14 protein-coding genes and 1 pseudogene are annotated in these 16,293 nt (G+C 63.6%); 9 read left to right on the forward strand and 6 right to left on the reverse strand.

Features of this window, described 5'->3' with window-relative positions:
• Window positions 1–44 precede the first annotated feature (44 nt).
• Window positions 45–1,763 (forward strand): alpha/beta-hydrolase family protein, encoded by a 1,719-nt coding sequence (locus HDG34_RS36875; RefSeq protein WP_260321460.1) that lies wholly within the window; start codon window positions 45–47, stop codon window positions 1,761–1,763.
• A 71-nt stretch (window positions 1,764–1,834) separates the two neighbouring features.
• Here HDG34_RS36875 and HDG34_RS36880 read toward each other — a convergent pair whose 3' ends face one another.
• Window positions 1,835–2,563 carry a FadR/GntR family transcriptional regulator gene (locus HDG34_RS36880; RefSeq protein ID WP_184068465.1) on the reverse strand — a complete coding sequence of 243 codons (729 nt, stop codon included), beginning with the start codon at window positions 2,561–2,563 and terminating at the stop codon, window positions 1,835–1,837.
• Between the two features lie 415 nt (window positions 2,564–2,978).
• Here HDG34_RS36880 and HDG34_RS36885 point away from each other — a divergent pair, with 415 nt between their 5' ends.
• The 4 genes from HDG34_RS36885 to HDG34_RS36900 are packed head-to-tail and all read left to right on the forward strand — an operon-like array spanning window position 2,979 to window position 7,652.
• Entirely contained in the window at window positions 2,979–4,106 is a 1,128-nt protein-coding gene (locus HDG34_RS36885; protein WP_184024175.1) for a sugar ABC transporter substrate-binding protein, read from the forward strand.
• 35 nt (window positions 4,107–4,141) lie between these two features.
• Window positions 4,142–5,692, forward strand: coding sequence for a sugar ABC transporter ATP-binding protein (locus tag HDG34_RS36890; RefSeq protein ID WP_184068468.1), 1,551 nt, complete (start codon window positions 4,142–4,144; stop codon window positions 5,690–5,692).
• Window positions 5,689–6,669, forward strand: a complete 981-nt coding sequence (locus HDG34_RS36895; RefSeq protein WP_184068471.1) for an ABC transporter permease — start codon at window positions 5,689–5,691, stop codon at window positions 6,667–6,669. The genes HDG34_RS36890 and HDG34_RS36895 overlap by 4 nt, the downstream gene beginning before the upstream one ends.
• Window positions 6,666–7,652 (forward strand): ABC transporter permease, encoded by a 987-nt coding sequence (locus HDG34_RS36900; RefSeq protein ID WP_184068473.1) that lies wholly within the window; start codon window positions 6,666–6,668, stop codon window positions 7,650–7,652. The genes HDG34_RS36895 and HDG34_RS36900 overlap by 4 nt, the downstream gene beginning before the upstream one ends.
• 84 nt (window positions 7,653–7,736) lie before the next feature.
• Here HDG34_RS36900 and HDG34_RS36905 read toward each other — a convergent pair whose 3' ends face one another.
• Window positions 7,737–7,961 (reverse strand): hypothetical protein, encoded by a 225-nt coding sequence (locus HDG34_RS36905; protein WP_018422453.1) that lies wholly within the window; start codon window positions 7,959–7,961, stop codon window positions 7,737–7,739.
• 587 nt (window positions 7,962–8,548) lie between these two features.
• On the opposite strand from HDG34_RS36905, the gene HDG34_RS36910 reads away from it, so the two are divergent.
• Entirely contained in the window at window positions 8,549–9,880 is a 1,332-nt protein-coding gene (locus tag HDG34_RS36910) for an NRAMP family divalent metal transporter (RefSeq protein ID WP_184068476.1), read from the forward strand.
• Between the two features lie 86 nt (window positions 9,881–9,966).
• Here the strand turns inward: HDG34_RS36910 and HDG34_RS36915 are convergent.
• From HDG34_RS36915 to HDG34_RS36930, 4 genes and pseudogenes are all read right to left on the reverse strand, one after another.
• Window positions 9,967–10,194, reverse strand: a pseudogene (locus tag HDG34_RS36915) (acetylornithine deacetylase); the annotation flags it as partial.
• Window positions 10,187–10,864 (reverse strand): DUF1028 domain-containing protein, encoded by a 678-nt coding sequence (locus HDG34_RS36920; protein WP_184068479.1) that lies wholly within the window; start codon window positions 10,862–10,864, stop codon window positions 10,187–10,189. The pseudogene HDG34_RS36915 and the gene HDG34_RS36920, both read right to left, overlap by 8 nt.
• A 10-nt stretch (window positions 10,865–10,874) precedes the next feature.
• Window positions 10,875–11,306 carry a RidA family protein gene (locus HDG34_RS36925; RefSeq protein WP_184068482.1) on the reverse strand — a complete coding sequence of 144 codons (432 nt, stop codon included), beginning with the start codon at window positions 11,304–11,306 and terminating at the stop codon, window positions 10,875–10,877.
• Entirely contained in the window at window positions 11,306–12,664 is a 1,359-nt protein-coding gene (locus HDG34_RS36930; RefSeq protein WP_184068485.1) for an NAD(P)/FAD-dependent oxidoreductase, read from the reverse strand. The genes HDG34_RS36925 and HDG34_RS36930 overlap by 1 nt, the downstream gene beginning before the upstream one ends.
• Before the next feature lie 178 nt (window positions 12,665–12,842).
• On the opposite strand from HDG34_RS36930, the gene HDG34_RS36935 reads away from it, so the two are divergent.
• The 3 genes from HDG34_RS36935 (at window position 12,843) to HDG34_RS36945 (ending at window position 16,291) form a co-directional block, all read left to right on the forward strand.
• Window positions 12,843–13,766, forward strand: a complete 924-nt coding sequence (locus tag HDG34_RS36935; protein ID WP_184068488.1) for a LysR family transcriptional regulator — start codon at window positions 12,843–12,845, stop codon at window positions 13,764–13,766.
• Window positions 13,767–13,890: 124 nt separating this feature from the next.
• Window positions 13,891–15,042 (forward strand): SRPBCC family protein, encoded by a 1,152-nt coding sequence (locus HDG34_RS36940; protein ID WP_184068491.1) that lies wholly within the window; start codon window positions 13,891–13,893, stop codon window positions 15,040–15,042.
• A gap of 43 nt (window positions 15,043–15,085) precedes the next feature.
• A complete protein-coding gene (locus tag HDG34_RS36945) occupies window positions 15,086–16,291 on the forward strand; it encodes an ABC transporter ATP-binding protein (RefSeq protein WP_090810995.1) in 1,206 nt (401 codons plus the stop codon).
• Window positions 16,292–16,293: the final 2 nt, after the last annotated feature.

Raw genomic sequence — 16,293 nt, forward strand, 5'->3', positions numbered from 1 at the left:
CCGCGGAAACGAGGTGCGAGTTGTGCCAATCCGAGCGAGCACGCATGCGGGACTCCCATGAGCCGGTAGCCGCCGGGCTTCGAAGCACGTCCTGGACGCCGACGCTCAGCGGCTCGCTGCTCGCGCTCGTGTTCTGGTGGCAGTCACTGACGCCGACACTGATTCCGCGGTCGTGGGGAACGCAAACCGTGGTCGGCGCGTTCTGTCTGGCCATCGGCTATGGGATAGGCACATGGGTCGGCCGCGGCGTGCATCGGCTGCTGGAGCGATGGGGGCGCGTGGCCGGCAGCGAGATCCGACGGCGCAGCTGGATCATTCTGACAGCGGCGTGGCTCATTGCACTATTCGTTGGCTCGAAGCTATGGCTCGGCTGGCAGAACGAGCAGCGTAGTTTCATGGGGATGGCGCCGATCGCCTGGTTCGACGCCGTGCTGGTGAGCGTCCTGTCGCCGTTGAGCGCGGTGTTGCTGGTAGTCATCGGGCGATTGACGGCGCGCGGTATCGCCGCAGTCAAGCAGGTCATCCAGGGCCACGTGCCCCCGATCGTTTCGGTGCCGGCAACAGCGCTGCTCATCATCGTGATTGGCATGGCGCTCGGTCGCGGAGTGGCCTTTCCCGCCCTCACCACGGTCTCCAACTTCGTCCACGGGCGGGTGAACGAGAACACGACCGAAGGAATCGTGGCCCCGACGTCGCCGGCGGTGTCGGGCAGCAGCACGTCGTTCGTCGCATGGGACACCTTGGGCCGCATGGGGCGCGGCTTCGTGGCGACAGCGACAAACAAGCAAGAGCTCGCGAAGTTCCACGGGACTGATGCGAGACTGGTCGATCCGGTGAGGGTCTACGTGGGAGTGCGTTCCGCGGACTCCCTCGAGCAGCGTGCGCAGATTGCGGTCCGCGAGCTCGAGCGCGCGGGCGGGTTCGAGCGGAAAGTGCTGGTCGTGTGGATACCCACCGGCACGGGCTGGATAGTCCCCAAAGCCGCGGCTTCGCTGGAGCAACTGCACCGTGGCGACACAGCGATCGTGGCGATCCAATACTCTTTCCTGCCTAGCCGACTCGCCATTTTCATGGATGCGGGTCTCGCGAACGAGGCGGGTATCACGCTCTTCAACGCGGTTCGCGCCCGATGGTCGATGCTCCCGCCGAAACGACGGCCAAAGCTCGTTCTGTTCGGCAAGAGTCTCGGCGCCGCAGGGGTGGAAGCGCCTTTCGTCGGGAAAGACGCCTCTGCCTCGGTGGCCAACATGATGGCCCGAACGGATGGCGTGCTGATCGTCGGCGCCAAACAAAGCAACCCGATCCATTCGCAACTCACTCGCGAGCGCGATAGCGGGTCGCCCTTCTGGCAGCCGATCTTCGATGGGGGGCGTTCGGTACGGTTCTTGAACCGCGATCCGCATCAGGCGGCATTGGACACCGACTGGCCGGCCCCGCGAATCGTGTACCTTCAGCATCCGGCCGATCCGGCCGTGTTCTGGAGTGCCAGTGCGTTCTGGTGGCCGCCCGAATGGCTGGCTCGGCCACGTGGCTTCGACGTGCCTGACGCCATGCATTGGTTTCCCATCGTCTCGGGCGTGCAGGCGGTGGGCGATCTGATTCACCAACTCGGCGTGCCGGCGGGTTTTGGTCACAACTACTCGTCGGAGGACTACGTCAACGGTTGGGCCAGCGTGGTGCCTCCCGAGGGCTGGACGCACGCCGATACCGAACGACTGGCGCGGTTCCTCAACCACATTGCCGGCGATGAATCAGAGCCGTGACCGAGCGGAAGGCGAACGGATTGGGGCAGTGCCGTTGCAGCTTGCGGCGCGCACCGCAGAACATGGTCTGGCTAACGCCAGGCTCGTGTGAACTCGCCGACCACGCGCGCCAGATGCGCCTGCATCGCCGTGCGCGCGGCGGTCGCATCTCGCGCCATGATGGCCGCAAAGATACGCTGATGGTCATCCTGTGAAGCCGCCCGCAATGCGGGAGTATGAAAGTGCTCCTCGATCTTTTTCCACAACGGGTCGGCACGGGAGTTGTCCCACATCGCTGTCACCACGAGCCGGAGCATTTCGTTTCCCGTCGCCCGCGCGATCGCCAGATGGAAATCACGGTCGGCGGCCTCGTTCGCAGCCTTGTCGTCCATGTTTTCGCGCATCGCGCGCAACGCGGCGAAGAGCCGGTCGAGGTCTGAATCTTTGCGCTCGGTAGCGGCTAAGGCCGCGATCCCGCTTTCGATGACCGCCCGCGCGCGCAGCGTCTCGATCGGGCCCAGTCCGCGCGGCAGTTTAAACATGGCGGAGCGCGCCTGCGGCGCTTCTGCCACATAGATGCCCGAGCCGACACGGACCTCGACCACGCCCTGCACTTCCAGCGCGATGATCGCTTCCCTCACCTGCGTGCGGCTCACGCCAAAACGCTCGGCCAGCGTACGCTCGGAAGGCAGGCGCGCACGCGGCCCGACGTCGCCGGCGACGATCAGATCGTAGATCTGCTTCGCGAGCCCGACATAGGAACGGTCGGTCGCGTCCTCATCGGCGGCGCGGCCGGTTGGCGTGTGCGAAAGATCGGCCATTCAGGATTCCCGAAAGCTTCGAAGCCGCCCAAGGATTGGCTCGAGTTCGCCAAAATGGTACACCAATTGCCGGCGTCAGCCTGCATCGGCCTGACGCCGCGTTTGCCGCCCATCGAACCGTTACAGCAGGAGTTTCAGACTACTCGAATCTTCCCGCGACGCCGTGGTAAACCACTATCGCGCGCGGATTGGTATGCCAGTACTGTCAGACGTGACTGCGTTCGCGCCGGCCCTTCGTTTTGCTTCGAGGCGGCGCCGTTGAAGAGGTCATAGCGCTGCTTCGGCGAGTCCGAGTCAGCCCCCGCTGCAGCACATTCCGCAAGATTCCCTGCTTCACGCACAGAATTCGGCGGCGATCCATGACCGCCATGTTCGCCGGCAATCGGCAAGTTCAATCCAACAAAAGGGAGACGACATGCTTTCAGGAATCCAGGTGCTTCGAGCGGCGGCGACCGCGGCATTCACGCTGTGTGCAAGCGCGGCTTTCGCGCAGGCATCGTTCGTTTCAGGACCGTCCAGCGATCCAACCTGCATGGTCCCCTGGAAGAGCGACACGAAGTTCATCAAGTATCCGAAGAAGAACGGGCCCTACCGGATCGCACTCGTGAACGGCTATATCGCGAACACCTGGCGTATCCAGATGATCAAGACAGCCAAGGCCTATACGGCGCAGCCGGCCGTCGCCGCCAAGCTCAAGGAATTCAAGGTCGTCTCGACCGGCGAGGATGTGCCGGCGCAAATCTCGGCCGTCAACAACTTCATCGATGCCGGCTATGACGCGGTCATCGTGGACGCGCAAAATCCCGCCTCATTCGGCCCCGCGATCCGCCGCGCGAAGAAGGCCGGCGTCGTGCTGATCGCGTTCGACAACATCCTCGACAGCGAAGACGCGATCAACGTCAACGTCGACCAGTACGGGCTCGGCGTGCTGTGGGCCAAGTGGCTCGCGAGCCATCTGTCGAACGGAGGCAAGGTGCTCGAGGTTCGCGGGGTGGCGGGCACGTCGGTCGACACGGACCGGCACAATGGTTTCCTGAAAACCTTGGACGACACCGGCAAGAAGTGGAACGTCGTCCAGGTCTACGGCAAGTGGGACGACGGGGTCGCGCAAAAGGCCACCGCCGACGCGATTGCCGTGCAGGGCCATTTCGATGGAATTTCGGCGCAAGGCGGCGACACGGGAGTCGTGCGCGCGATGATCGATGCGAAACATCCGTTCGTGCCTTTCGGCGGCGAGACGGAGAACGGCTTTCGCAAGTTCTGCGCGCAGTATGGGAGCCAGGGCCTGAAGTGTACGTCGGCAGGCACCGGTCCCGCGCAGGTGGCCGTGGCGATCAAGACGGCGCTCGCCGCGCTGGACGGCCAGACGATCCCGGTCTCGATCAAGCTGCCGCTCGACGTCACCGACGATTCGAAGCTGAAGGCGGGAGTCAACTATTTCCCGAACGACTCCGACAACTTTTTCGTCGGCAACTCGTTTCCGACTTGCGGCATCAATTTCTCTGCGCAGGAAATCATGAAGCAGAGCCAGGGCAACCAGTGATCGGATGATGGCCGGGATGTGACCGGAGACGAAGCATGCTGCAGGATGCAGAGCAGCCGTTCTTTCAGATGTCTGGCGTGTCGAAAAGCTACGGCGGCGCCGTCGCGCTGGATCACGCTGAGCTCACGGTGCGCAGGGGCCGCATTCACGCGATCCTCGGCGAGAACGGCGCGGGCAAGTCCACGTTGCTGAAGGTGATGTCCGGCGTCGTACAGCCGGACGAGGGCACGATGCACTTCGATGGCCGGCAGGTCTCGTTCGCGTCGCCGGCCGAGGCGAACGCGGCCGGCATCGTCTGCGTCTATCAGGAACTGTCGCTGATCCCCGACTTGAGCGTGGCGGACAACATCTTCGCTTCGCACCCGCCGCGACGTTTCGGCATGATCGACCGCCGGGCCCAGCGCCGCCAGGCCGAGGAGGCGCTCGCCCGGGCGGGCGCCGCCGACATCAATCCGCTTGCGAAGGTCCGTGACCTGCCGCTGTCGCGCCAGCAGATGGTCGAACTCGCGAAGGGGCTGGCACACGCGCCGCGCATTCTGATCCTCGACGAAGCCACCTCGGCGCTGACCGCGGCCGACGTCGCGCGCGTGATCGAGGTGCTCAAGCGCCTGCGCGAAGAGGGGCTCGCGCTGCTGTTCATCTCGCACCGGATGCACGAGGTGAAGGCGCTCGCGGACGAATGCACGGTCTACCGGAACGGTCGTCATGTGATGAGCTTCGAGGCGGGCACGCGCTCCGACAACGAGGTCGTCGAAATGATGATCGGCCGCAAGTACCAGCATGCGTTTCCGGCCAAACCCGCCGGCGACCGCAGTGCCGCTCCGGTTCTCGCCTGCCGTGATCTCGCGTGGAACGACACGCTGCAAGGCATCAGCTTTTCATTGCAGCCCGGCGAAATCCTCGGACTGGGCGGCCTCGACGGACAAGGCCAGCGCGAACTGCTGCTGGCGCTGTTCGGCGTGTTGCGCGGGTGCGCCGGCAAGATCGAGATCGACGGCAAAGCCGTGTCGATCGGCAGTCCGTTGGCCGCGCGCGCCAACGGCATCGGTATGGCGCTGATACCGGAGGACCGCAAGACCGAAGGCCTGATGCTGCCGATGTCGGTACGCGAGAACCTGTCGTTTGCCGCGCTCGATCGCATGTCCACCGCCGGCGTAATCGATCGCGACCGCCAGCAGTCGCTCGTCGACCGGATGATGGAGCTGCTTGCGATCAAGTCGTTCGGCGTCGACGCGCCCGTGAATTCGCTGTCGGGCGGCAACCAGCAGAAGGTGGTCATCGCGAAGTGGCTGATCCGGCAGCCGAGGATCCTGCTGCTCAGCGACCCGACGCGCGGTATCGACGTCGGCACCAAGCAGGAGCTCTATCAGTTGCTCAGGCGCCTCGCCGACGAAGGCGCCGCGATCGTGTTCTATTCGACCGACTACGACGAGCTGATCGGCTGCTGTGACCGCGTGCTCGTGCTGTACGAAGGCAGGATCAAGAAGGAACTCGTCGGCTCGGCGATCACCGAGCAGAACCTGATTGCCAGCGCACTGGACCTGCCCGTCGGACAGATTTCGCCTTCCACGGGAGTCGCGCTATGAGCGGGCTGCGTTACTGGTATGCGGAGAATCGCGGGGCCGCGTTCGCGTTCGGCCTGTTCGTGCTGATGTTCGCGATCTACCTGGTCAACTATCCGTCGGCGTTGTCGGCCAACGTGTTTCAGACGGCAGCGAACAAGGCGGTGCTGCTCGCGCTCGTCTCGATGGGCCAAGCGCTCGTCGTGCTGACGGCCGGCATCGACCTGTCGATCGGCATGACACTGGTGCTGACGAATTGCATCGGCTCGTGGATCGTCACGGGCGGCACGCTGCACAGCGCGCTCGGCATCGCCGGCGTGCTCGCGGCGGGCGCGCTGTGCGGCGCGCTGAATGCCGTGATCATCATTTTCGGCCGGCTGCAGCCGATCGTGACGACGATCGCGACGGGCGCCGTCTACTACGGCCTGGCGCTGCTGCTGCGCCCCGTGCCCGGCGGCTCGATCAACGAGGACCTCGCCGACGCACTGACCGGCAAGGTCGCCGGCGTCCTGCCGGCGAGCTTGCTGATTCTGCTCGCGGCGACGCTGATCGTCTGGATTCCTTTCAAACGCTCGGCGGTCGGGCGCGCGGCGTACGCGACCGGCTCGTCCGAACCCGCGGCCTTTCTGTCCGGCATGCCGATCCGCCGCGCGAAGTTCGCCAGCTATACGCTGGCCGGACTGCTCACTGCGATCGGCGGCCTATTCCTGACGTTCTTCACCGACACCGGCGAAGCGAGCCTCGGCAGCGCCAACTCGTACACGCTGTTTTCGATCGCCGCGGTGGTGATAGGCGGCGTGTCGCTGCTCGGCGGCAAGGGCAGCGCGATTGGCGCGATCTTCGGCGCATTCGCGTTCCGCTCGATCGGCGACCTGCTGTTCGTGTTCAACGTCGATGCGCTGTGGCAGCCGCTATTCCAGGGTGTGATTCTTCTGCTCGCTGTCGCGATCGGCGCATGCGGGCTGTTCAGGGTACGCAACCGTCTGGAGTGGTTTCAATGAGCCACGTTTCAGCGACCAGCCGGACCACGTTCGTGTCGAGGCTCGCGCGCAGAATCGACAAACCGATCGTGATCGCGTTCGCGTGCATCGTCGCGCTGCTGCTCGTCGGCGGGATGTATTCGCGCAACTTCACGTCGCCGGAGTACATCCTACTGCAACTGAAGGTCGGCGCGTTCCTCGGCATCATCGCGACCGGCCTGATGATGGTGATCCTGCTCGGCCACATCGACCTGTCGCTGCCGTGGACCATCACCGTCGGCGCAATGATGGCGTGCGCGGTAGCGGGGCACGGCGAACTCGGACGGATCCTCGCGATACCGGTTGGGATTGGTTGCGGCGTGCTGATCGGCGTCGTCAACGGCATCCTCGTTGCGCTGCTGCGCATTCCGTCGATGATCGCCACGCTCGCGACCAATGCGGTCGCACAGGGCATCATGATCGTCTATACGGGCGGATCGTCGCCGCAGGATTCCGCGCCACAGGTGATGCGATGGCTCGCGGCGGGCTGGCTCGTACCGGGCGTGCCGAATGCCGTCGCGCTATGGCTCGTGATCGGCGGCGCCACGGTGTTCCTGTTGTCGCGTACGACCTTCGGCCGCACGTTGTACGCGATCGGCAATACCGAACGCGCGGCGTATCTGTCCGGCATCAATACGCGGCTCGTGACCGTGGCCGCATTCGCCGTGTGCAGCGCCTTCGCGGCGTTCGGCGGCGTATTGCTCGCCGGTTATGCGTCGAAGGCAGCGCAGTCGATGGGCGATGCCTACCTGTTGCCGGCGATCGCGGCAGTCGTGCTCGGCGGCACATCGATTCTGGGTGGACGAGGTTCATACCTCGGCACCGTGGCTGGCGCGATCCTCATCACGCTGCTGCAGTCGATCCTTTCAGTCGCGCAGATGCCCGAGGCGGGACGTCAGATCATTTACGGCGCGGTGATAGCGGCAATGTTGCTGCTGTATGGGCGCAGCAAGCGGGAAGCGTAGGTTTGAGTCGATCCGCTGGCGCGTCCTCCCGGCCCACCAACGGCAACGGCTCCGAGCCTCTCGACTACCCTGCCAAGCGCAAGCTCATCCATGAGCATCCACCCACGCGCGCGCCCAATCCAGGCCTGCATGGTGGGCTTCCTCCTCGCTATCGAATAGTCCCAGAATGCCTGATGCTTCGATCAGCTTTCCGCCTCGCGTAATGGTTCCGCTCGCCGCATAGCGCTCCGGTTGCAGGATGCCTTCGCCTTCCTGCTGAAGGATGGCATGCCCCCACAACGTGTACCCGTCGTAGTCGATCGTTTCCATTAGCGCACGACCCTGATGGATGCGGCGCGAGTCGTCACTCGAAGCATGTTCGCGCGTGCCTCTGGTGGATTCCAGAGCTCAGCGTAGTCCGATGCGTGCGCGCCCGTGCAAGGCGTCATGATCAGAACCGTGAATCCTGTCTTTTTCAAGATTTCTCCTTTCCAGCGATTTTCTTCAGCGGCTCGTCGCTACTCTCACTTTGTCCGGCACATCCGGCATCCCTGCCGAAGCAGGTCGGGAATTCAGGCAAACGCAGCGAGTCAGCTGCGGTGCAGTATGGCCGAGTGTGTCATTCACCGCTTTGAATCCGTTTCGATTGCCGCAGCGCGGAAAAGACGCCTGGGCATTGAGACCTCACTTGCGGGGAGCTATCGCGGAGACTGGTCGTTCGCTCGCCGCGGTCGACGAGCGTTTCGCGCTGGTCGGCGCGGGTTGAAGATGTGACATTGTATCGTCAGCCTGAGGGAGTCCTGATAGTCGCCCCCGATAGCGTCACATCCGCTGTATATGTAAGCCGCGAAACGAGTCGACGAAGGAACGTTTCGTGCGAGCGCTACAGCATCCCTGGTTTCCCGACGGTCAGGCGAATGCACTCTTCCCCCGACAGGGGCACCGCGCCCCGCGCCGCACAAGGTAATACGCACGCTGCCTCGTCGCAGCCCGCCCGCTCGTGGGCCGCCGAGCTGCGGCCGGGGCTGGCAAGTCTCGGCTGCGATAACGATCCCAGCGGTATCGCCACATATTCACTCGCGGGCGCGTGGTACGGCTACGACCTGCTGTGGACCTGCGTGCTGTCGTATCCGTCGATGGTCGCGTTGCAGCTGGTCTCGACGCGTGTCGCCGCCGTCACTGGACATGGCCTGACCGCGAACATGCGCGCGCACTATTCGCCGGTGTTCTTCTATTTGGCGGTGGCGCGGTTCGTGATTGCGAATACGCTGAATATCGCCGTCAATGTGATGGCGATGGCCGCGGTCGTGCAACGCTTCACTCATGGGCCGCTTTGGTTGCTTGCCCTCGCATGCGGTTGCACCTCGATTGCGTTGCAGTGGTTCATTCCCTATGCGCGCTATGCGCAGGTGCTCAAATGGTTGATGCTGCCGATGCTCGCGTATGCCGGCGTGCTGCTGATCGTCGATGTGCCGTGGCACACGGTCGTGCTGCGCTCGCTCGTGCCGCATGTCGAGTGGAAAGAAGATTTCGTCACGATGCTGATGGCCGTGCTCGGTACGACGATGAGTCCCTATCTGCTTTTTTCGCAGGCCGAGCAGGAAGCACAGGAAGAACATCGACAGCACGAACAGCACGCGGCGCGAGGCGATCGACGTTCGTCAGAGCAGCTTCGCCGGGCGCGCATGCAGACCTTGACGCGCACCGCGCTATCGAGCGTGGCCGCATTGTGCATCATGATTGCGGCTGCGGCGACGCTGCATGGTGCACAGACGCGGCCCGGCGAGCCCATGGAGCTTTCCAGGGTGCTCGAACCGCTAGTGGATGGCTACGCCGGCACACTGCTGGGGCTTGCACTGATCGGCTCAGCGCTGCTCGCCCTGCCTTCGCTTGGGGGTTCCGCTGCGCAAGCGGTCGCGAGTTCGTTCGACTGGCCCCACGGCCAACGGCGTGATCGGCGCATTGCTGTTCTGCTCGTTGCGCTCGCGGGGCTCGGGACGCTGCTTGGCGTTGCGCTCGGCCTATGGCACGTCGACCCTGTCAAGGCGCTGTACTGGAGCGCCATCGTCAACGGTATGACGATTACGCCCGTGCTGGTGCTTCTGGTGCTGCTGAGTGCGAAACGAGAAGCGGTCGGCGAAATCGTCGCGCACTGGTCGTTACGCGCGCTCTGCTGGCTCGCGACCCTGATCACCGGTGTGGTCGTGGTCGCGCACTTCGTGCTCGAAGTGGCGGAGCGCGTGTCCTGATGAACCCCTCACGCCCGATTTGCACCGCAGACGCGCGGGCTACCTCACGCTTTTGAGACGTTCAGCGAGGCGAGCGAACATCGCGTCACACCATCGGTATGCCCGGACAGCACGATGCCACCACGCTCTCGCGGACCGATCGTGGCGAACAGGTTCGTCTTGGTACGCTCGGCGTTATGGAACAGCTCGCTGTCCACACCTGGATCCGCGAGGTATTGCTGCACGAAGCCGATCAGTTCCAGATTGGAGTCGCGGCTGACAGTCGCAAAACCGATCAGCCGTTCGAGCAGCGCACGGCTCGACAACTCACTCATCGCCGGGCACTCCGTAGCTCGGCGCCGCGGTTGGATTCAACGCGCGTGCGATGTAGTCCCGCATCTGCGGCCGATACGCTTGCCAAAGCGCGGCAAGCTTGCCGATCGGATCGTCGTCGGCCCAATCGACACGCAGATCGACGCTCGGCCAGACGTGTGTATCGACGATCTTCAGAGCCGCCGAATGCACGGGCCCTGCTTCTCCGCCAGCTTCGACGGCCGCATGCATCGCGTGCAGCAGGCGATCGGCGAGCGCGCCTTGTGCGCTCTCGAACGCTTTCACCATCGCGTCGATCACCGGCTTGCCGGCGAGCAGATTGCCCGCTGCCACACACTGATTTCCCGCGACGGCGTGATGCACGCCGAGTGCTTCCTTGCCGGTGAACATCGCGGTTCGCCCCTCACTGTCGACCACCGTCACCTGCCGGTAATCGCTCCATTCGCTCGCGCCTAGCGCCCGTTCGAGCGCCGTATCCGCCGCGATACGCCCGCTTTCCAGCAGATCGAGAATCTGCGGCCCGAGCGCGGGCAGCGTCACGTTCTGCGTCGCCACCGCACCGACGCCCGCGCGCGCCCACGGACACCTCGCACCCACCGCAATGCTCGACGAACTGATCGCGATACCGAGCTGACCGGTCTTGCCACAACGTCCGACGATCGAGAATGTCATGGGTAGCTCCTCACGCCTGAGATGGCTTCCAGTTGTCCGGAATCACGGCGATCACGTCGATTTCCATCAGCCATTGCGGCTGGCCGAGCGCGCTGACGCACAGCCCCGTCGAAATCGGATACACGCCCTTCAGCCACTTGCCGACTTCCTGGTACACCGGCTCGCGATAACGAGGATCAGTGATGTAAGTCGTCGTCTTGACGATATGCGACAAGTCGCTGCCGGCTTCCTCGAGAAGTTGCTTGACGTTCTTCATCGCCTGCTCGGCCTGCGCGCCCGGATCGCCGAGACCGACCAGGTTGCCGTCGAAATCCGTACCGACCTGGCCGCGCACATAGACCGTATTGCCCGCGCGAACCGCCTGGCAAAGATCGTTATCGAGCGACTGGTTCGGGTACGTATCCTTCGTATTGAACATGCGGATGCGGGTATGCGTAGGCATCAGTTCACTCCCACTTCTTTGGTCTTCGGCGCGTGCGATTCGTCGCACGCGGTGTCGGTTGGATTCGCGCCGTGCACGCCGCGCGCGTCCTGCCGACGCTGCAACGCGTCGCGATACGCGAGGTATTTGCGCTGCGTGACGATGTGATCGGCGATGTGCTTTGCGTCGTGCCAGACGCCCCAGATAAACGACGACGCGCGCCGCGACAACCACGGCAAGCCGAGGAAATACACGCCGGGTTCCTTCGATACACCGCGCTGATGCTGCGGCTTGCCCTTATCGTCGAATGCGTTCACGTGCAGCCAGCTGAAATCGACGGCATAGCCGGTGGCCCAAATGATCGTGCTCACACCCGCCTTCTTCAGATCCAGTTCCGGGAGCGGATGCGTCACGCACTCCGGGTCGGGTGGAATCAGGCGTGCGTCGGGGTCTTCCGGCAGGTCCACGCCGTTGCGCTCGACGTAGTCGTCGGCCGCGTCCAGTAGCGACATCAGGTTTTCGTCGCCACGCTTCAGATTGGCGGCGAGGTCCTGTTCGAAGGTCGCAACGCCATTCGCGAACGATTTCGTCGTGCCGACCAGCGTCATGCCCTGATCAGCGAGCCTGCGAAAATCGATGGTCTGGCCGCCGTACGCGCCGCTGACGGCAATGGTCACATGCTCGCGTCCCGGCACGGCGACTTCCTTGTCCCATTCGCCGAGTACACCCAGCCACCAGCAGAAATCGCGACCGCGATAGGCGCGCGGCGGACGGTCATGCGCACCGACGGACAGATAAACCTTGCGGCCCGCGCGTTGCAGTTCGTCCGCGATCTGCACGCCGGACGAACCCGCGCCAACCACGAGCACCGCCCCTTCGGGCAGCTGCGCCGGGTTCCGATAGTGGGCCGAATGAAGCTGCATGAGCTCGACGCCCTGTGGCGCGATGGGGGGAATGACGGGCCGCTGGAACGGCCCCGTCGCAACGACCACACGACGGGCTTCGATCGTGCCATCGGACGTTGCGACCGTAAATCCTGCCCGGCCCTTCAGACGCTCGACGCTCGTGACTTCGACGCCCGTGCGGATCGGCGCATCGAACTTGCGCGCATACGCCTCGAAGTAATCGGCGACCTGATCCTTGGCGGCGAACCCATCAGGATCGAGTCCTTCGAACTCCATATTAGGGAAGCGGTCGTGCCAGGCGGGACCATTGGCGACCAGTGAATCCCAGCGGCAGGTACGCCAGCGTTCGGCAATGCGGTCGCGCTCCAGCACGAGATGGGGTACGCCGAGTTTGCTCAGGTGTTCGCTCATTGCCACGCCAGCCTGACCCGCGCCTATGACCAGCGTGTCGATCGACAATTTTTCAGCCGACATGGCCTTCTCCTTCTGAAAAGCGCTCTGGATTCAGGTCACTCTCTCTCTTCGGTCGGACAGAATGTACGCCGCGCGGCGGGCAACAAAAACTATATTTTAAAAATGCTTTGCATCGTTTTTCGCTATGCAATCGACAATTGGCGAGCGACAATCGGTTCGACCGAACACGGAGCAACTGATGGACGGCAACTCGATACGCTACTCGTTGCGTCAGCTCAGGTATTTTGTCGTCACGGCCGAGACGCTTTCGTTCACCGCCGCGGCAAGGCGTCTGCACATTTCGCAGCCGTCTATCTCGACGTCGCTCGCGGATCTGGAGGAATCGTTCGGCGTCCAACTGTTCATCCGCCATCACGCCAGCGGGCTGTCGCTCACGCAACCGGGCCGCGATCTGCTCGGCCACGCTCGCAATCTGCTTCAGAACGCCGAAGAATTGCAGCTGACCGCGAAGGAAATCGACGGCGGCATGTCGGGCTCCATCTCGCTGGGCTGTATGGTGTCGCTGGCCCCGCCGCTGATGCCAGGCATCATCAGCCGCTTCGTGCGGGACTATCCGGCGGTCACCTTCCGTACGACGGAAGCGCATCAGGACACGCTTTTGAGCGGCCTGCGCGACGGCTCGCTCGATATCGCGCTGACCTACAGCCTCGATATCGCCGATGGAATCGCGTTTACCCCGCTGCTTTCGCTGCCACCGTATGTCATCCTGCCTAAAACACACAGGCTTGCACGGGCCCGCAAAGTGTCGCTGGCCGATCTGCTGCCCGAGCCCTATGTGATGCTGGACCTGCCGCATAGCCGCGAGTACTTCTCCGCGCTGTTCGACGCAGTCGGCAGCCGCCCTACCGCGGCTTTCCGGTCGTCACAGCCTGAAGTGGTGCGTGGCATGGTTGCCAACGGCTTGGGTTACAGCATACTCAACTTCCCGCTGAAGTCGACCCGAACAGTGGACGGCGAAGACTTCGTGATTAAACATTTCAAGGAAAGCGTCAATGCGACGACGCTTGGCATCGCACTATCGGGCGCCGTCAAGCCGCGCGAGGTTGTGAAGCGCTTCTCGGCATTCTGTGAAACGTATATTCGGCGCCTCCATATCGGTTAGCGGTCCCGAAAGCCTCTCGGCATAGGCTTGAGCTATGCACTGCATGCAAAAACAATATTTTACCTAGCAATTTGGATTGTTAGATTGGTGCTCATCGGATGCACACACTGATGGGGGGCCCCCTATGTCAGCCATTCTTCAGTCGACGGACACTGAGCTCGACATCGTTCGCGCCCTGCGCGAGAACTGCGAGCGTCCGTTCGGGGATGCACACGCCATGCCGCCGGCCGTCTACACGTCGGAGGCGTTTCTCGCGCTCGAACGGCGCGACGTGTTTCGCCACGAGTGGTTGTGCGTGGGCCGCGCGAGCGCGCTCGCACAGTGCGGCGACTATCTGACCGCGCAAATCGACGACCAGCCGGTGTTCGTGCTGCGCGATGCGAGCGGTGCGTTGCGCGCATTCTCGAATGTTTGCCTGCACCGGATGTCGGTATTGCTTGAAGGGCGCGGCAACGTGCGCCGGATCGTGTGCCCCTATCACGCATGGAACTACACGCTCGATGGTTCGCTCGCGGGCGCGCCGTTGATGGATCGGCAGCCGGGCTTTTGCAAGGAACAATACAAGCTGCCTGCCGTGCGCTGCGAGACGTGGCAAGGCTGGATCTACGTAACGCTCAACGCGCACGCGCCTTCGGTGGAATCACATTTGTCCGGGCTGACGAAGCTGATCGAGCCGTACGGCATGAGCAACTACGTCGAGACCTTCCACGAAGAGCACGTGTGGGACACCAACTGGAAGATCCTCGCGGAAAATTTCATGGAGAGCTACCACTTGCCGATGCTGCATCGCGCAACGGTCGGGCCGCACTCGAAGCTCGAAGAAATGGAATGTCCGCCGGGCTTGCCCGCGTTCAACTATCACTGGATCACCAAGGAAGCGTCGCTGCCGATCGGCAACGCGCATCCCAGCAATACACGTCTGCAAGGACACTGGCGCCGTACCACCGCGCTGCTGGCGATCTACCCGACACACCTGATCACGCTGACGCCCGGCTACTTCTGGTATCTGATCCTGCAGCCGCGGGGCGTCGGCCGCGTGCATATCCGCTTCGGCGGCGGCCTCGCACCGGATTTCGTCGACGATCCGCGGGCCGCCGATTACATGGCTACGCTGAAGACGCTGCTCGACGAAGTCAACGCCGAGGACCGGCGCGGCGTCGAGGCCGTGTTTCGCGGCGTGCACGCGCCACTCGCGAAGCCTGGCCATCTGAGCCCTCTGGAACGGCCGAATTACGACTTCGCCCGCTATCTGGCGGGACGCCTGGGCGCGAAGTGATTCGCCGCCCCACGTGGACCGCCAACACTCTGCCGAGTTACTCATGTCAAGCCAACCATTTATTTCGTTCGACGGCGTCAGCAAGTCATACGACGGCGTGCATAGCGTCGTCGAGGGACTCGATCTCGATGTCGCGCACGGTGAATTCGTTTCGCTGCTCGGTCCGTCCGGTTCCGGCAAGACCACGACACTGATGATGCTCGCGGGATTCGAAGCGCCGACGCGCGGCGAGATCCGCCTCGGCGGCAAGCGTCTGGACGACAAGCCGCCGCATCGGCGCGATATCGGCATGGTGTTTCAGAACTATGCGCTGTTCCCGCACATGACGATTGCCGAGAACGTCGCGTTTCCGCTGTCGGTGCGCAAGATAAGCCGTAGCGAACAGAAAACGCGCGTGACGCGCGTGCTGGACATGGTGGAGTTATCGCATCTGGCGGGGCGGCGTCCGTCGCAACTGTCCGGTGGTCAGCAGCAGCGCGTTGCGCTTGCCCGCGCGCTGGTTTTCGAGCCGAGCGTGGTGCTGATGGACGAGCCGCTTGGCGCGCTCGACAAACGCCTGCGTGAAACCATGCAATACGAAATCATGCGGCTGCATCGCGAACTGTCGCTGACGATCGTCTACGTGACCCACGACCAGAACGAAGCGTTGACGATGTCGGACCGCGTCGCCGTGTTTTCCGATGGACGCATCCAGCAGGCCGCCGCACCGACCGAACTCTACGAAAACGCAGCGAATGCGTTCGTTGCCAATTTCGTCGGCGAGAACAATGGACTGACCGGTCGCGTCGATTCCGACGGCGGGGAATGGGCTGCGATGCAGCTGGCCGACGGCAGCACTGTGCGCGGACGCCCAGGCGCGGGGCTCGCGTCGGGCGACACGGCGGTGCTGGCGCTGCGTCCCGAGCGCGCGCACATCGCGGCGACGCCGGACGCCGTGCAGGAAGCGACCCGGCAGAACATGAACGTCGTGCACGCGCTCGTCGAGGAACTCGTCTACTGCGGCGATCATCATCGCGTGCATCTGAAGCTCGGTCATGGCGAAAGCATGGTGGTCAAGCTGCCGAACACGCAGCACCATGATCTGCCCGCACTGGGCCGTCAGACCGCCGTGACCTGGCGCCGTGACGACTGCAAGGTGCTGCCCGTCATGGCGCCCGCGCCGCATTCCGCCGCCGCGTCCGGCGGCGCCGACTATTCCACTGTTGCCGTTCCCTCGTCCGCCTCGCCACTTATCGCAGGAGCCAACTAGAA

The sequence above is a fragment of the Paraburkholderia sp. HC6.4b genome (assembly GCF_014200875.1).
GTDB classification, from domain to species: domain Bacteria; phylum Pseudomonadota; class Gammaproteobacteria; order Burkholderiales; family Burkholderiaceae; genus Paraburkholderia; species Paraburkholderia tuberum.

What these genes read in the sequence shown, in the direction of transcription:
- HDG34_RS36875 (WP_260321460.1), top strand. Translation starts at nt 45, where the DNA reads ATGCGGGACTCCCATGAGCCGGTAGCCGCCGGGCTTCGAAGCACGTCC.
- HDG34_RS36935 (WP_184068488.1), top strand. Translation starts at nt 12,843, where the DNA reads ATGGACGGCAACTCGATACGCTACTCGTTGCGTCAGCTCAGGTATTTT.
- HDG34_RS36900 (WP_184068473.1), top strand. Translation starts at nt 6,666, where the DNA reads ATGAGCCACGTTTCAGCGACCAGCCGGACCACGTTCGTGTCGAGGCTC.
- HDG34_RS36890 (WP_184068468.1), top strand. Translation starts at nt 4,142, where the DNA reads ATGCTGCAGGATGCAGAGCAGCCGTTCTTTCAGATGTCTGGCGTGTCG.
- HDG34_RS36905 (WP_018422453.1), bottom strand. Translation starts at nt 7,961, where the DNA reads ATGGAAACGATCGACTACGACGGGTACACGTTGTGGGGGCATGCCATC.
- HDG34_RS36910 (WP_184068476.1), top strand. Translation starts at nt 8,549, where the DNA reads ATGCACTCTTCCCCCGACAGGGGCACCGCGCCCCGCGCCGCACAAGGT.
- HDG34_RS36945 (WP_090810995.1), top strand. Translation starts at nt 15,086, where the DNA reads ATGTCAAGCCAACCATTTATTTCGTTCGACGGCGTCAGCAAGTCATAC.
- HDG34_RS36930 (WP_184068485.1), bottom strand. Translation starts at nt 12,664, where the DNA reads ATGTCGGCTGAAAAATTGTCGATCGACACGCTGGTCATAGGCGCGGGT.
- HDG34_RS36880 (WP_184068465.1), bottom strand. Translation starts at nt 2,563, where the DNA reads ATGGCCGATCTTTCGCACACGCCAACCGGCCGCGCCGCCGATGAGGAC.
- HDG34_RS36925 (WP_184068482.1), bottom strand. Translation starts at nt 11,306, where the DNA reads ATGCCTACGCATACCCGCATCCGCATGTTCAATACGAAGGATACGTAC.
- HDG34_RS36885 (WP_184024175.1), top strand. Translation starts at nt 2,979, where the DNA reads ATGCTTTCAGGAATCCAGGTGCTTCGAGCGGCGGCGACCGCGGCATTC.
- HDG34_RS36920 (WP_184068479.1), bottom strand. Translation starts at nt 10,864, where the DNA reads ATGACATTCTCGATCGTCGGACGTTGTGGCAAGACCGGTCAGCTCGGT.
- HDG34_RS36895 (WP_184068471.1), top strand. Translation starts at nt 5,689, where the DNA reads ATGAGCGGGCTGCGTTACTGGTATGCGGAGAATCGCGGGGCCGCGTTC.
- HDG34_RS36940 (WP_184068491.1), top strand. Translation starts at nt 13,891, where the DNA reads ATGTCAGCCATTCTTCAGTCGACGGACACTGAGCTCGACATCGTTCGC.